This is a genomic window from Sphingomonas sp. PvP056, from assembly GCF_040549155.1.
GTDB lineage: Bacteria > Pseudomonadota > Alphaproteobacteria > Sphingomonadales > Sphingomonadaceae > Sphingomonas.
This window is the reverse complement of sequence record NZ_JBEPST010000005.1, coordinates 193,588-209,240: the sequence shown is the minus strand read 5'-3', so window position 1 is coordinate 209,240 and position 15,653 is coordinate 193,588. Positions and strand designations below refer to the sequence as shown.

At 64.9% G+C, this 15,653-nt stretch carries 10 protein-coding genes; 5 read left to right on the top strand and 5 right to left on the bottom strand.

The genetic code is table 11. From position 1 onward, the window contains the following. Positions 1 to 77: 77 nt before the first annotated feature. From ABIC17_RS13780 to ABIC17_RS13765, 4 genes are all read right to left on the bottom strand, one after another. Positions 78 to 3,287 carry a TonB-dependent receptor gene (locus ABIC17_RS13780; protein WP_354282621.1) on the bottom strand — a complete coding sequence of 1,070 codons (3,210 nt, stop codon included), beginning with the start codon at positions 3,285 to 3,287 and terminating at the stop codon, positions 78 to 80. A 335-nt stretch (positions 3,288 to 3,622) separates the two neighbouring features. Further along, a complete protein-coding gene (locus ABIC17_RS13775; RefSeq protein WP_354282619.1) occupies positions 3,623 to 6,718 on the bottom strand; it encodes an efflux RND transporter permease subunit in 3,096 nt (1,031 codons plus the stop codon). Next, a complete protein-coding gene (locus tag ABIC17_RS13770; RefSeq protein WP_354282617.1) occupies positions 6,715 to 7,791 on the bottom strand; it encodes an efflux RND transporter periplasmic adaptor subunit in 1,077 nt (358 codons plus the stop codon). Before ABIC17_RS13770 ends, ABIC17_RS13775 begins: the two co-directional genes overlap by 4 nt. Further along, positions 7,788 to 9,215: an efflux transporter outer membrane subunit gene (locus ABIC17_RS13765; protein ID WP_354282615.1), complete on the bottom strand. Its 1,428-nt coding sequence runs from the start codon at positions 9,213 to 9,215 to the stop codon at positions 7,788 to 7,790. The genes ABIC17_RS13770 and ABIC17_RS13765 overlap by 4 nt, the downstream gene beginning before the upstream one ends. A 149-nt stretch (positions 9,216 to 9,364) precedes the next feature. On the opposite strand from ABIC17_RS13765, the gene ABIC17_RS13760 reads away from it, so the two are divergent. The 5 genes from ABIC17_RS13760 (at position 9,365) to pcaF (ending at position 13,839) form a co-directional block, all read left to right on the top strand. Continuing rightward, a complete protein-coding gene (locus tag ABIC17_RS13760) occupies positions 9,365 to 10,051 on the top strand; it encodes a response regulator (RefSeq protein ID WP_354282613.1) in 687 nt (228 codons plus the stop codon). Beyond that, positions 10,051 to 11,112: a HAMP domain-containing sensor histidine kinase gene (locus ABIC17_RS13755; RefSeq protein ID WP_354282611.1), complete on the top strand. Its 1,062-nt coding sequence runs from the start codon at positions 10,051 to 10,053 to the stop codon at positions 11,110 to 11,112. Before ABIC17_RS13760 ends, ABIC17_RS13755 begins: the two co-directional genes overlap by 1 nt. Positions 11,113 to 11,282: 170 nt before the next feature. Further along, a complete protein-coding gene (locus ABIC17_RS13750) occupies positions 11,283 to 11,993 on the top strand; it encodes a CoA transferase subunit A (RefSeq protein WP_354282609.1) in 711 nt (236 codons plus the stop codon). After that, the gene (locus ABIC17_RS13745) at positions 11,993 to 12,640 is read left to right on the top strand and encodes a 3-oxoacid CoA-transferase subunit B (RefSeq protein WP_354282607.1); all 648 of its coding nucleotides are present in this window, start codon (positions 11,993 to 11,995) and stop codon (positions 12,638 to 12,640) included. The genes ABIC17_RS13750 and ABIC17_RS13745 overlap by 1 nt, the downstream gene beginning before the upstream one ends. Next, a complete protein-coding gene (pcaF, locus tag ABIC17_RS13740; protein ID WP_354282605.1) occupies positions 12,637 to 13,839 on the top strand; it encodes a 3-oxoadipyl-CoA thiolase in 1,203 nt (400 codons plus the stop codon). Before ABIC17_RS13745 ends, pcaF begins: the two co-directional genes overlap by 4 nt. A gap of 121 nt (positions 13,840 to 13,960) precedes the next feature. Here the strand turns inward: pcaF and ABIC17_RS13735 are convergent, their stop codons facing one another. Further along, a complete protein-coding gene (locus tag ABIC17_RS13735) occupies positions 13,961 to 15,637 on the bottom strand; it encodes a GMC oxidoreductase (RefSeq protein WP_354282603.1) in 1,677 nt (558 codons plus the stop codon). Between the last annotated feature and the right edge of the window lie 16 nt (positions 15,638 to 15,653).

The following is a 15,653-nucleotide window of genomic DNA, read 5'->3' as shown; positions in this document are numbered from 1 at the left end:
CGAGAATCTCCCGGCGGGAAGGGGCATCCCAAAAGCCGGGTGCTGCCAGGACAGCGTCGCTCGAAATGGTGCGCGTTTCAGAAATTGATCGACGCCCCGACGTTGATCGACCGACCAAGCGCGTCATAGACCGACGGCGACGTGTTGACGCGTTCCGCTGCCTCGAGCGGGGGGCTTGGCCGGATCGGCGCGGATGCATCGAACAGGTTGTTCAACACGACCCGAAGCGTCAGCTTCTGTGCGATCGTGATGCTGGCACTCAGATCAAACAGGTCGTAGGACGGCAGATACTTATACTGGTCCGGAACGCTTGCATCGTCCGATCCGAAAATCGGGTTGCCGGCAAGCCGGGAGTTCTTCAGCCCGGAATTGTGCCGCCAGTTGAGCGAGACCAGCGCGGGGTTCTTGGCAGATCTGGGTGACGAGAACGTGGTCCGCAGGTTGTGCTGATACCGGCGATACCCCTGACCGGCATAGGGACCAAACAACCCGACGACGTTGAAATCCGTATCCGGCAAGCCGAGATCGCCGCCCTTGTCGGTCTGGAGCGTGGCGACGTAGCTGGTCGAGAATTGGGCCCAGCGGCCAAGCCGGGTCTCGTAATTGGCGGAGAAATTGAATCCGGCTGCGCGTGTCTTGCCGAGGTTTGAGTAGCCTTGGTTGATGTATCCGCTCGACGCCCCGGCATTGCTGAACAGGGTGCCGTCGGAATTTCGAACCAGTTGCCCGCAGAAGAAATCATAGCCCGTATTGGCGCAGGTCTGCGTGAAATCGATCGCGCGGTAATAGCCGATCCCGTTCTCGATCTGGATGTTGTAATAGTCGGCCGTCGCCGAGAAACCGCGCAGCATCCGCGGCGTCAGCACCAGGCCGTAGGTGTAGGTATGTGCGATCTCCGGGGTAACCAGCCCTTGCGAGCCATTGCGTACCGTGCACAGGAAATCCGGGCATTGCGCTATCGAACCATATTGCGCCGCCGTCACCCCCGAACGTTGACACGCAGCGAGGCTTGCGACCGGATTGGCGCCGGCACAGGGATCGCCCAGCGTGTTGGTGTCGAGCGTCCCGTAGCTGATCGCGGCATTCGACGAGAGTTCGTAGATGCTCGGTGCCCGTGTCGCCTTGTTGTAGCTCGCGCGGAACAGCAGGTCCTGGATCGGCCGCCAGCTGCCGTCGAACTTGTAGGTCGACCGCATCTTGTCGACCCCCGAATAGCTTGACCCACGGATCGCCGCGCCAACGCTCAGATCGCGAATGAACGGCCGGTCGCTGACCAGAGGGACATTGATTTCGCCGTAGATGTCCTTGGCGTTGTTCGAGAGGCTTGACGGGGTCGAGCCGAACGCCGCCTGATACGCGGCGTCGGGATTGGATCGGTAGCTGCTGGTGCGATATTCCGCACCGATCGCAACGTTGATCCCCTTGCTAGAGAACGGGCTGCGGATGCCGTATTCGCCCAGATCACCGGTTACGTTCGCGTTGCCGACCCATTGTTGATACCGTTCGCGAAACAAGCCCCCGCCGCCGCCAAAGGCCAGCGCTTCAACCGCCGCGGCGCTTGGGCCAGCGCTCGAGAAGATGTCGAGCGGGACGCAAGCGGGGTTGGTTGCCGCCGAGGCACAGGTTGCCACGCCATTCACGTCGACGACCTGCAAGGCAGCCGCGACCTTGGTCGGATCGACGCGATTGTTCTGGCGCTGCTGATAAAGCGTCGTCGAGTAGACGCCGCCCACGTCATAATGCCAGGCACTGCCAAGATCGCCGCGGAAGCCCGCAACGCCCCGGTAGATTTCGTTCGACGAGCGGGTCGTTCGTGCGTCGCTGAACCGGTACCGGACGTCTGTGGTGACATTGGTCGCGGTGCCCGCCGCGCTGCCGCACAGGGCCTGTGCCTGTTGCCCGGACAGCAAAGGATTGTCGCAGTTGATGGCATACGCAACGGACCCGGGCTGGATCGTCGCGGGGTCCGACTGGCTTACCGCTTCGGACTTCAGGTACAGGCCGTTGGCGTACAGCTGCAGCCCGGGGGATACCTTGTAGTTCAGGAAGACGGCACCGTTGTACCGCGTGTTTTCGCGCTGGAAGTAGAAGGTCTGGTTGTAGTTATACCCGTTCGCCCCACTGTAGGGCACGAACTCGCGACTACCGTTCGGGGCATTGCTGAGAATCGTCCCGTTCTGGTTGGGACCGGATAGCGCCTGGAAATAGCCGGACGGCGTTGCCGATGACGGGGACGCGCAAACCACGCTTTGCCCTGACAGGGTGATCGGGCAGACCGAGAAGGACCGGTCCGATGCGAGGACGGGATTGACCTTGCTATAGGCGCCGAACACCGAAATGTTGCCGCGCCCTTCGTCGAAGTTGTGACCGACGCTGATATTGGCGTCGAAGCGACCACCGTCGTTAACCGACCCCTCCGGCACGCTAAAGCCAGCGTTGCGCGCTGCCTGTGCGGCGATATTGTCGCGGTTTCTGGTGTTGTAGAAACCGTAATTGGCATTGGCATTGATGCCTTCGAAGTCCTTGCGGAGGACGAAGTTGACGACGCCACCGATCGCGTCCGAACCGTAGACCGCGGACGCGCCGCCGGTCAGCAGATCGACCCGTTCGATCAGGCCGACCGGGACCACCGACGCATCGATACCCTCGGTCACGCCGATCCGCTGCCCGTCGATCAACGTCAGGGTGCGGTTCGTGCCAAGCCCGTGGAAGTCGAACTGCTGGCGACCGTTGCCGTTCGACAGATTGGTATCGTTGTTCTTGATCGCCGGGACCCTGTTCAACACCTCCTGAACGCTGAACGCGGATTGCAGCTTGATCTCGGCCTGACCGACGCTGGTGACCGGCGCCGTCTCGACCAAATTCTTCGATCGGATCCGCGAACCCGTCACGATCAGGTCGCCGCCATCCGGTTCGGCTCGCGGAGCGTCCACCGGAAGCGGGGAGGCGATCGTCGCAACCGGCGCGGTGGCCGCTGCCCCCGAAATCGCATAGACGCCGTTGGATGTACGGGTGACCTTCAGCTCTGTGCCTTGCAGGATCCGGTCCAGCGCCGCGTCGATCGTCATGCTACCGGTGAGGGCGGACGAGTGCCGGCTTCCGAACGCCGCTTCGTCGAACACCAACTCGATCCGCGCCTGCCGCCCCAGCGCTCGGAGCGCCTGGCCAAGCGGCTGCGCTTTGATATCGAACGAAAGCTGTCGTTGCTGGGCATAGGCCGGTGGTGCGATGACCGATGTCCCTGCTGCCATCGCCAACGCGCTCGCGCCCACAATCACCCGCTGCATCGCCCCCATCTTCCGCCCCTTTTTCGAAGTGTTACCGTTCAAAGACGTTCGACTTGAGCAAACCCACAGCACGCTTGAAACTTTTTTATTACCTCTCGCGCAAGATGGCATCATATTGGCAATAGAGGGTTGTCATTTTCGGTCTTTCCCCTTTGTCTGGCCTAACCCCGTCAAGGGAAGGGGCTGCCATCGCAATCTGCCGTCCCGGCGTACCCAGGGATCAACGTTCGCCTGGTATTTCGGCCCTGTATCACCCAGTTCGCTACGCCGGCGCAGCGCCGGGCTGGCGTGACAGATCACGGGGCAAGACGCGTAGCGTGCGATCGTCCGCTGTATCATCGTGCATGGGTCAGGACGGATTGCGGACCATGCTGCGCGCCAAGATGCCGAGTCTTTCCTCGCAACCACTGCTCGAAATCGTCGACATAGGTGAAGATCACCGGCACCACGAGCAAGCTCAGCACGGTCGAGGTCACCAGACCGCCGATCACCACCACGGCCATGGGCTGCCGGAAGCTCGGATCGGCACCGAAGCCGAGTGCGGTGGGCAGCATCCCCGCCGCCATCGCGATCGTCGTCATGATGATCGGCCGGACGCGCTTGTGGCACGCATCGATCAGCGCGTCGTAGCGTGACATGCCGTGCTCGCGGCGCGCCATGATCGCATATTCGACCAGAAGGATCGAATTCTTGGTCACCACGCCCATCAGCATCAGCAGTCCGATCACCGAGGGCATCGAAAAGCTCATGTTGCAGATCAGCAGCGCGAACAGCGCCCCGCCGAGCGACAAAGGGAGGGCCGACAGGATCGTCGCCGGCTGCAGGAAATCGTGGAACAGCAGCACCAGCACCGCCCAGATACAGAAGATCCCGATCGCCATCGCCAGACCGAAGCTGCCGAACAGTTCGGATGTGCGTTGCAATTCGCCCTGTTCGACAAGGCTTACCCCGGCGGGCAGGGTCTTCATCGACGGCAGCAACTTTGCCTCGGCCATCACGTCGCTGAGCGGGCGGCCGTTGAGTTCGACCGAGATCGTGACGTTGCGGTGGCGATCGAGCCGGTCGATCTGCGCAGGGCTGCTGCCGAAGCCGATCTCTGCGATCGAGCCCAGCGCGACCTGCCCGTTGGTGCCGTTGACGCGCAGCAGCCCGAAGGCCTGCGGATCGCTGCGTGCCGCGGGGTCGAGCCGGACGAGGATATCGACTTGCCGGTCGGACAGGTTGAGCTTGGGCAGCGACGCGGCATAATCGCCCGAGGTCGCGACGCGAACGGTATCGCCGATCGTCTGGCTGGTCACGCCCAGCGCGGCGGCGCGCGCATAGTCTGGTCGCAACTGGATTTCGGGGCGCTGCTGCGCGGCGCTGGAGGTGACGTTGCCGATGCCGGGAACGCCGCTGCGCACCGCCGCCTCGACGGTGTCGGCCGTGCGTTCGAGCAATGCGCCGTCGTCACCCGCGAGCACGATCTGCAGCACTTCACCATTGCCCGATCCGCCGACGCTGACGCGCGTACCGGGGAGGGCGCGAAGTGCGTCGCGCATCTTCGCCTCTACCGCCGATTGCTTGGCGTGCCGGTCGCCGCGCTCGGCGAGGTCGACCGTCAACGTCGCGCTGTTGACCGCGGCAGTCTCGGTCGATGCCATGCCGCCGCCGGTGGTGGCGGTGCCGACGGCCGCGAAGACGTGCGTCACTTCCGGGATCTTCCGAAGGATCGCACTTGCTTGCCGCGTGATCGCGGCGGTCTCGTCGAGCGTGCTGCCGGGCGGCAATTCGAGCGAGACGCTCGACTGCGCATTGTCCTGCGCCGGGATGAACCCCGAGGGCAGCAGCGGGATCATCGAGCAGGAAACGAGCAGGAACACGGCGGCCAGGATCACCGTCGTCCGCCGATGTTTGAGCGTGGCCCGGATCGCGCGCATGTAGCGCTGCATCAACCGGCCGTCCTTGTCCTCATGATCGGTCGGTCGGAGGAAATAGGCGGCCATCATCGGCGTCAGCAGACGGGCGACGAGCAGCGAGCACAGCACCGCTACCGAAGCGGTCACGCCGAATTCGCGGAACAACTTCCCCGGGATGCCGCCCATGAACGCGGTCGGCAGGAACACCGCGACCAGCGTGAAGGTCGTCGCGACCACCGCCAGCCCGATTTCGGCAGCGGCCTCGGTGGCGGCCTCGATCGGGCCCTTGCCCATGCGCATATGGCGTTCGATATTCTCGACCTCGACGATCGCATCGTCGACGAGGATGCCGATCACCAGCGCGATCGACAGCAGCGAGATCATGTTGAGCGTAAAGCCGCACAGATACATCACCCCGAACGTCGGGATGATCGACAGCGGCAACGCAGTGGCGGAGATCAGCGTCGCGCGCCAGTCGCGCAGGAACCACCACACCACCAGCACCGCCAGTAGCGCGCCTTCGATCAGCAGGTGCATCGAGCCTTCGTAATTGTCGACGATCGGCGTGATCGCGTTGCTGGCTTCCGTGATGCGGACTTCGGGATGCTGCTCCGAGAAGCTTTCGACCGCGGCACGGACCTTCTCCGCCACCGCGGCGTCGCCGAAGCCGAGCGAGCGCGTCACGGTGAAGCCAATGACCGGCTTGCCGTCGCGATAAGCGAGCGTGCTGCGCTCGGCGTGGCCATCGTCGATCGTCGCGATCTGGCCGAGCGTGATGCCCTGGCCGGTGCTCGCCGGGATGCTGATCGCGGCCAGCGCCTGTGGATCGTGCACCGCCGCCAGCGTGCGGAGCGACTGGCGTTGCGTGCCTACGTCGCCGCGCCCGCCCGACTGATCGGTCTGCATCGCCTTGAGCTTGGTGCTGACGTCGGCGGGCGCGACGCCGAGCCCGGCCATCGCGGCGGGATCGAGGTTGACGTTGACCGCGCGCGAGACGCCGCCGACCCGCGCGACACTGGCCACGCCCTGGACCGCCTGCAGCGCCTTGGTCACATCGTTGTCGACGTACCAGGACAGGGCCTCCTCGGTCATGTTCTTCGCCTGGATCGTATAGGTCAGCATCGACGAAGCGTTGGCGGTCTGCTTCGATACGGTCGGCGTCTGCAGCGCAGAAGGCAGGTCCTGCCGCGCGCCGTCGACTGCGTTGCGGACTTCCTGCACCGCTTCGTTGCCGTCCTTGTCGATCGTGAACTGCACCGCGATGCTGACCGTGCCTTCGGTGATCGTCGTGGTAACATGGTCGAGCAGCCGCAGCGAGGTCAGCCGATCCTCGATCTTGCGGGCGACCTCGGTCTCGAGCTGTTCGGGGGCTGCCCCTTCCAGCGAGGCGGTGATCGTGACGGTCGGCAAGTCCATGTCGGGGAAATTCTGGACCTGCAGCCGGTTGAAACCGATGATCCCGAAGATCGTCAGCATGATGAACAGCAGCACGGCGGGTACGGGATGCCGGATCGACAGCGCGGAAATGTTCACTTGGCTGTACTCCGCACGACGCGCACCGCGACCCCGTCGCTGAGGAACGCGCCGCCCGCGGCGACCACCTGCGCGTCGGCCGCAAGTCCGCGCACTTCGACGCGACCGTCGCGGCGCTGGCCTGCGGTGACCGTGGTTTCGCTGACGCGATTGTCCTTGCCGACGCGATAGACGTAGGATTTGCCGTCCCGCAGCACGACGGCGGCGTCGGGGACGGTCAGCACCGGCCCGGCACCGACCGCGATCACCCCGCTGCCATACATGCCCGCCCGCGCCGGCGATCCTGCGGGCAACCGGACATAGACGATCCCGCGGCTGGTCGTGCTGGTCAGCGTCGGCGAAACCAGACGGACGACCCCCGCGACGGTCTGCCCGTCGGGCAGGGTAACCCGCGCGGACTGGCCGGCGCGCACCGCTGCGATCTGGCGCGCATCGAGTTCGGCTTGCCACTCGATGATCCCCTGGCGCACGAGGCGGAACAGCTCGTCCCCGGAATTGACGACCTTGCCGAGCAGCGCCGTGCGGGACGAGACCACGCCGTCTTCCGCCGCGCGCACATTGGTTTGGCCGAGTTGAACGTCGGTGCCGCGCACCTGCGCGCGCGCCGCGGCGAGCGACGCCTGCGAGGTCTGCTGCGTGACGCAATAGCCCTGGATCTGCTGGGCCGAGAGCGCGCCGCTGTCGCCGATCTGCCGTGCCCGCGAGACGTCGCTATCCGCCTTGGCGAGATTGGCCTGCGCCTCCGCCACCGCCGCCTGCAGCCGGGCACGCTCGGCGAGCAGCGTTTCGCGTGCGAGCGTCGCCAGCACTTGCCCCTTGCGCACTTGCGCGCCGACGTCGGCGTCGAGCGTCGCGACCCGATAGGGGCCGGTCTCGGCACTGATCACCACTTCCTGCCAGGGTTGCAGATTGCCGTTGGCGCTGAGCAGTCGCGGCCAGGACAGTTGCTGCGGGCGCACGACCGAGACCGTCAGGCTGGTCGGGGTTTCCTTCACCGCGGTGTCCTTGGCGCTACAGCTTGCCAGCAGCAGCGCACCGGCGAGCAGCGCGGCGGAAGAGGGGGATCGCATCATCTTGTCATTCCAATGGAGACTACGCCGGCATCCCATCCACCGCCGAGCGCCTTGTAGAGCGCGATCAGCGATTGAACCTGGGTCTGGCGCAGGTTGACCAGCGTCCGCTCTGCCTCGAGCGCGTTGCGGCGGGCGCTTTCGCGGTCTATCATGCTGACCGAACCGACCTGCCGCTGGCGGTCGATCGCCGCGTAGTTCGCTGCATAGCCCTGCGCTGCGCGCGCAAGATCGGCGTCGCGGGCACGTGCCGACTGAAGCCGGACAAGTGCCTGTTCGACCTCGAGGATCCCGGTGCGAACACTCTCGCGGTAAGTGGCGAATTGCAGCTGATACGCAGCGCGTGCGCTCCGCACCCCGGCGCGCGCCTTACCGCCGTCGAGGATCGGCAGGCTGAGCGAGGGACCGAACGACCATTGCGACAGCCCGCCGCCGGTGGAAATCGAGCCCGAAAGCGACAGGCTGGGATAGAGTTCCGCGGTCGCCGCGCCGATTTCGGCGCTGGACGCCGCCAGTTCGCGTTCGCTCGACGCGATGTCAGGGCGCTGCCGCACCAGATCCGCGGGAAGCGTCGTCACGGATAGCATCGCGGGCATCGGCAAGCGGCCTTTGCCGGGCAGCAACGTCGCGCGCAGCGTCGCTTCGCCCGATCCGGTGAGCGAGGTCAGGCTTTTCACCAGCAGGTCGCATTGCGCCACCTGATCGGTCGCGCTGGCGCGCACGCTGGCTGCGCTGGCATCGGTCAGTTCGGCGTCGGCGGGGGCGGTGAAGCCGGCGCGCTGGCTGATCCGGGTCAGCCGCGCGGTCTCGGATTGCGACGTGGCTTGTTGATCGTAGAGCGCCGCCAGTTGTTCGCACCCGCGATACTGGACGTAATTGTCCGCCACCTCGGCCGCGAGCGCGATGCGTGCGTCGGCGAGATCATTCCCACGCGCTTCGATCCGTGCGCGCGCGGCCTGGCTGTTGCGGCGGATCTTGCCGAACAGGTCAAGCGCCCAGCTGGCGTCAGCGCTTGGCTGGAAGCCGCCGGTGACGAACTGAAAGCTCTGGCCGCCGGAGCTCGTCCGCTGGCCGCTCTCGGTGTAGGATGCCCCGACGTTCGCCAGCGGGCGCCCCTGCGCGCGGTTGGTGTCGAGCGTGGCGCGCGCCTGCTGGATCCGCGCGACCGCCTGGTCGAGCGTGGGGCTCGACGCTTCCGCCTGTTCCTGAAGGCGGAGCAGGACGGGATCATCGAACCGCTGCCACCAGCTTTTCAGCGCAGTCGCGCTGGCGTCGTGGGGCAGCGGGGCTACCCATGCGGCGGGCATCGCGACCTGCGGGCGGCGATACTCGGGTCCGACGGTGCAGCCCGCGAGCAACGCCGCCGTCAACAGCGGCGTCCAGCAAAGCGACCGGCGTGTGCGGGCAAGGGAGGGCAGGGGGATCATGGTCCCCCTCGCTTAGCCGAGCGCCATGTCCGGGTGTTCGTGGCGGGTGTAAAGTTAGGAAAAAGGTGCGTTTAGTTTTGTAAAGGTGCACGCCTGACGCTGCTTTACCGAGCATGCCAGTGTAACCCGACACGCGCCGACCGGAGAAAATGACAAAGATCCTGCTCATAGACGACGATCGCGAACTGACCGCGATGCTGGCCGAATATCTCGCAGGCGAGGGCCTCGGCGCGTTCGCCGTGCACGACGGACAGAGCGGCGAGACCGAAGCGCTGTCGGGGCGCTACGATCTGGTGGTGCTCGACGTGATGTTGCCGCGCCTGTCGGGGATCGAGGTCCTGCGGCGGATCCGGCGGACCAGCGATGTCCCGGTGCTGTTGCTGACCGCGCGCGGCGACGATATCGATCGCATCTCCGGGCTCGATCTCGGTGCGGACGATTATGTGCCCAAGCCGTGTTCGGCGGGAGAACTGGTGGCACGGATGCGCGCAATCCTGCGGCGAGTCACCAGTAACCGCGACAATGGCCCGGCTGATCCGATCGTCGCTGGCCCGCTTGCCGTGTTGCCCGGCAAGCGGCGCGCGGAGTGGTATGGCGCTGCACTGGATCTGACGGGTACCGAGTTCAGCCTGCTCGAGGAACTGGCGCGCAACGCAGGGCATATCGTCGGCAAGGAGCAATTGTCGCGCAACGCGCTGGGGCGGGCGCTTACCGCCTATGACCGGCGGATCGACGTCCATATCAGCAGCATCCGCCAGAAGCTCGGGCCGCGTCCCGATGGCCAGCCGTGGATCCTCGGGATCCGTGGCCAGGGCTATCAGCTGGCGTGCGAGTAATGACATCGTTCGCCCCGCGCCGCCCTGGTCGGCTGTTCTGGAAGCTGTTCGTCGCGTTCCTGCTTGCGAGCGGCACGTCGTTCCTGATCGGTGCGGGTCTGTTCGCGTTCACCCGGCCGGATGCAGCGGAGCGGGCCGTGTTCGACGCGCTGCCGTTCAACCGCACCATGCCGCTGATGATCGGCACGGTCGTCAGCCTGTTCTTCAGTGCCGGACTGGCATGGTATCTCGCCCGCCCGATCACGCATCTCAGCCGCGGCTTCCGCGCAATCGCGGACGGCCAGCTGGCGACCCGGGTCCATCCCTTGGTCGGTACGCGCCGTGACGAGATCGCCGATCTGACCCGCGACTTCGACGGGATGGCCGCGCAACTTCAGCACCTGCTCCAGACGCAGGAGCGGCTGTTTCACGACGTTTCGCATGAGTTGCGATCGCCCTTGTCGCGGCTGCAACTGGCGATCGGCCTGTTGCGCCAATCCCCGGAGAAGATCCCGGACATGCTGTTGCGCGTGGAGCGCGAGGCGGAGCGACTGAACAGCCTGATCGAGGAACTGCTGACGTTGGCACGTCTCAAATCGAGTTCGGCGGACTTCGGCGTCAGCCCGGTCGACCTCATCGACCTGCTGACCGCGATCGTCGACGATGCCAATTTCGAGGGCCGGGCGAAGGGGTGCACGATACGATATTCTCCCGCGGCACCGTTCGTCACTCTGGGTAACGGCGATCTCCTCTACCGGGCGTTTGAAAACGTGATCCGGAATGCCATCAAGTTTTCGCCGCCCAATACGTCTGTCGACGTGACGGCAGACGTGAACGGCGAATGCGCCGTCGTGTCGATCCAGGACCGCGGCGCGGGTGTTCCGGTCGGAATGGAAGCCGACATCTTCGAACCGTTCAAACGCGTCGATACCGACGGTGTCGAAGTCACTGGTTTCGGGCTTGGGCTTGCCATCGCGAAGTATGCGGTCGAACGGCACGGCGGGTCGATCCGGGCAATGGCTGGTGTCGGTGGCGGGCTGAGGGTGGTGATCTCGTTGCCACGGGGCATGCCAAGCGCGTGAAGCAAAATCTGCGCGATCGGTAAGCTCGCACATCCAGCCGATCAGGCACCGTCTGGCGCGATGGCGGGTGGATTGAGCGTGCAACGCCACCGAAACGGCTTGCCCGTATAGACCCGAAACGCAATTCACGGGACGAACGTTCAGTTCGATCAATGAACAAGGGAGACGGTATGTCTGGCAAGATTTTCGAGACGCCAGCGGCTGCGCTGGACGGACTGCTGGTCGATGGCATGACGATCATGTCGGGCGGCTTTGGTCTGTCCGGCAATCCGGAAAGCCTGATCCCCGAAATCCGCGCCAGCGGGGTCGGCGGGCTGACGGTAATCTCGAACAATGCCGGGGCAGACGGGTTCGGGCTGTGGATGCTGCTGGAAAGTCGGCAGATCGCCAAGATGATCTCAAGCTATGTCGGTGAGAACAAGCTGTTCGAGCAGCAATATCTGTCGGGTGACCTCGCGCTCGAACTGACCCCGCAGGGCACGCTGGCGGAACGGATCCGTGCGGGCGGTGCGGGCATCCCTGCCTTCTTTACCAAGACGGGCGTCGGCACCGTCGTCGCCGAAGGCAAGCCCGTGGAGACGTTCGACGGGGAGGCCTATGTCCGTGAAACCTGGCTGCGCGCGGATCTGTCGATCATCAAGGCGTGGCGCGCCGATCCGGCAGGCAACCTGATGTTCCGCAAGACCGCGCGCAACTTCAACCCCACTATGGCGACGGCGGGAAAGGTGACGGTCGTCGAGGTCGAGGAGATCGTCCCCGCGGGCACGTTCGACCCGGACTGCATCCATACGCCGGGCATCTACGTCGACCGGGTCGTTCTCAGCACCATCAACGAGAAGCGGATCGAGAAACTGACGACCCGCGCAAGGGAGACTGTCTGATGCCCTGGACTCGTGAACAGATGGCCGCGCGCGCGGCGGCAGAACTCGAGGACGGCTTTTACGTCAATCTGGGGATCGGTATTCCGACGCTCGTCGCAAACTATATTCCCGACGGGATTGACGTGACGCTGCAATCGGAAAACGGGATGCTCGGCATGGGGCCGTTTCCGTTTGAAGGGGAAGCGGACCCCGATCTCATCAACGCCGGCAAGCAGACGATCACCCAGCTTCCCACGTCGAGCTTCTTCTCCTCGGCCGACAGCTTCGCGATGATCCGCGGTGGCCATATCGACCTGACCGTGCTCGGCGCAATGGAGGTATCGGCGAGCGGCGACATCGCCAACTGGACGATCCCCGGCAAGATGGTGAAGGGAATGGGCGGCGCGATGGATCTGGTCGCGGGGGTGAAGCGGGTGGTCGTGGTGATGGATCACGTCAGCAAGAACGGCACGCCCAAGATCCTGCCCGAATGCAGCTTGCCGCTGACCGGCAAGGCGTGCGTCGACCTGATCATCACCGATCTCGCGGTCATCGCTTGTGACAAGCCCGGCCTTCGGTTGATCGAATGCGCCCCCGGGACGAGCATCGATGACATTCGCGTAAGGATGGGCGCACCCCTCACGGTAGCACAGGAGCTCATGGCATGACCGACGCCTTCATCTGCGACGCGATCCGCACCCCGATCGGTCGGCTCAACGGTGCCTTGTCGAGCGTGCGGGCGGACGATCTTGCCGCGATCCCGATCCGGGCGCTGATGGCGCGCAATCCGCACGTCGACTGGCATGCGGTCGACGACGCGATCCTCGGCTGTGCGAACCAGGCGGGGGAAGACAATCGCAACGTCGCCCGGATGGCGGTGCTGCTTGCGGGGCTTCCCGAACAGGTCTCGGCATCGACGATCAACCGGCTGTGTGGCTCCGGCCTAGACGCGATAGGATCGGCGGCGCGGGCGATCCGCAGCGGCGACGCCGACCTGATGATCGCAGGCGGGGTCGAGAGCATGACGCGAGCGCCCTATGTGATGGGCAAGGCAGGCAGCGGTTTCGATCGATCGCAGAAGATCGAGGATACGACGCTGGGCTGGCGCTTCGTCAACCCGGCGATGCAGGCCAAGTACGGCGTGGATACGATGCCGCAGACCGCGGAGAACGTCGCGGCTGAGTGGCGCGTGAGCCGTGAGGATCAGGATGCTTTTGCTTTGGCCAGTCAGCAGAAGACGGCCGCCGCGCAGCAGAACGGCCGTCTTGCCGCGGAGATCGTCCCGGTTACCATCGCGCAACGCAAGGGCGACCCGATCGTCTTCGAAACCGACGAACATCCGCGCGCTACCAGTCTGGAAGCGTTGGCAAAATTGCGCCCGGTCGTCCGTCCCGACGGAACCGTTACTGCGGGGAACGCGTCGGGGCTCAACGACGGCGCGGCCGCACTGCTGGTTGCGTCCGAAGCGGCAGCAACACGGCACGGACTGGTGCCCCGCGCGCGCGTGATCGGCATGGCGGCGCATGGCGTCGCGCCCCGCGTGATGGGCATCGGTCCGATCGGGGCTGCGCGTCGTCTGATGGCGCGCACGGGCGTCGGGCTCGATCAGATCGACGTCATCGAATTGAACGAAGCCTTTGCCGCGCAGGCGATCGCGACGCTGCGTGACCTTGGCGTCGATCCGGCAGACCCGCGCGTCAATCCGAACGGCGGTGCGATCGCTTTGGGACATCCGCTCGGCATGTCGGGCGCGCGGATCACGATGTCGGCGGTCGAGGAACTGCAGCGTACCAAAGGGCGCTATGCGATGGCGTTCATGTGCATCGGGGTTGGGCAGGGGATCGCATTGCTCGTCGAACGTGTCTGACCCAGACTTGGGATCGCCAGGTAGCAACGACGACCAAGTCTACGAAACATATGAATTTTCCGTAAGACGCGGTTGAGACGACGGGCGACCTGGGGTCGCCCGCGCTCGCTGTATCATTCCGTCAGATCACGCCGGCCTGCATCTGTTTGAACGCCTGATCCGCGGCGCGCGCCGTGATCGCCATGAAGGTCAGCGATGGGTTGACGCAGGACACCGAGGCCATCTGCGATCCGTCGGTCACGAACAGGTTGAGTGCGTCATGCGCCTGGTTCCACTTGTTGAGCACCGACGTCGCGGGGTCGTGGCCCATCCGTGCGCCGCCCATCTCGTGGATCGCCTCGCCGGGGACATGCTTGCCGCGATAGCTGGTGACGTTGGTCAGGCCTGCCTTGCGCAGCATGATCATCCCCTGCTCCTGCGCATCGTCCATCATCTTGATTTCGTTGTCACGGAACCGGACGTCGAAGCGCAGCAGCGGCGTGCCGAAGCGGTCGACCTTGTTATAGTTGAGCGTGACGCGATTGTCGTCATAGGGCAGGCATTCGCCGAACGCGCCCATCTGGAAGCGCCACGGGCCATATTCGCGCATGCCGTGCTTCATCGCTGCGCCAAAGCCCTCGGGGGCGGCGGCTTGCCGGCCCGCACCGCCCTGATAGCCATAGCCGCGCTTGAACGGCAGATCCTCGTCGGCGAGGTTCCGGAAGCGGGGGACGTAGACCCCGCCGGGGCGTCGGCCATATTCGACATAGTCGGTCATGCCGGGGATCTCGCCCGACACGTTCACGCGGAAGATATGATCCATCACCGCGCTGCCCAGCGCGCCGTTGGAATGGAAGTAGCTGCGCTGGCTGTCGGCGGGCCGCGAGTTGAGCAGGATGTGGAGCGAACTCATCGCCGAGGCGCACAGGAAGACGATCCGCGCCGGAATGACTTCCGCCACGCCGGTATTGCCGTCGACCAGTCGCACCCCAGTGACACGCTTGCGCGCCGGATCATATTCGAGATTGGTCACCCAACTGTCCGAACGAAGCGTCAGCTTCCCCGTCGCGCGGGCGGCGGGCAGCGTCACTGCCTGCGTCGAGAAATAGGCACCGAAACTGCACCCGCGATGGCATTGCGCGCGCTTCTGGCAGCGCGAGCGGTTCTGCTCGGGCTTGTCCTCGGTGATGTTGCTGAGGCGCGCGTTGATCAGCTTGCGGCCGGGGAATTCATCTTCGAGCCTGGTCTTCAGCCATTTCTCGGCGATGTTCATCGGCATCGGCGGCATGAATTCGCTGTCGGGCAGATAGGGCAGGTTCTCCCGCCCGCCCGAGACGCCAATGTACTTCTCGACATAGGTGTACCACGGCGCGACGTCCTCGTAGCGGATCGGCCAGTCGGTGCCGACGCCCTCGCGCTTGTTCGCCTCGAAGTCGTTCGGGCCCCAGCGGAAGCTCCACCGCCCCCACGTCAGCGACTTGCCGCCGACCACCGACGGGCGCACCCAGTTGAACTTGTTGGGGGCATCGTAATCGTACGGATTGAGCCGGTCGTTGATGAAGAACGGTTGCGTGCTCGGCTGGACCCAGCCGTTGAGCGCAAAATAGTCGCTTTTGGCGAGCGCGGCGGGCATGCGGTCGCGTGCAGGGATGTCGTAGGCGGACTTGCCGTCATACGGATAATCCTCGCCATGCTCGACCATCCGGCCGCGATCGACCATCAGGACGCGCAGCCCTTTTTCGGTCAGTTCCTTCGCGGCCCAGCCGCCGCTGATGCCGGAGCCGATGACGATTGCGTCGTAGCGATCTGTTGCTGCCATGATGATTGTCCACCGG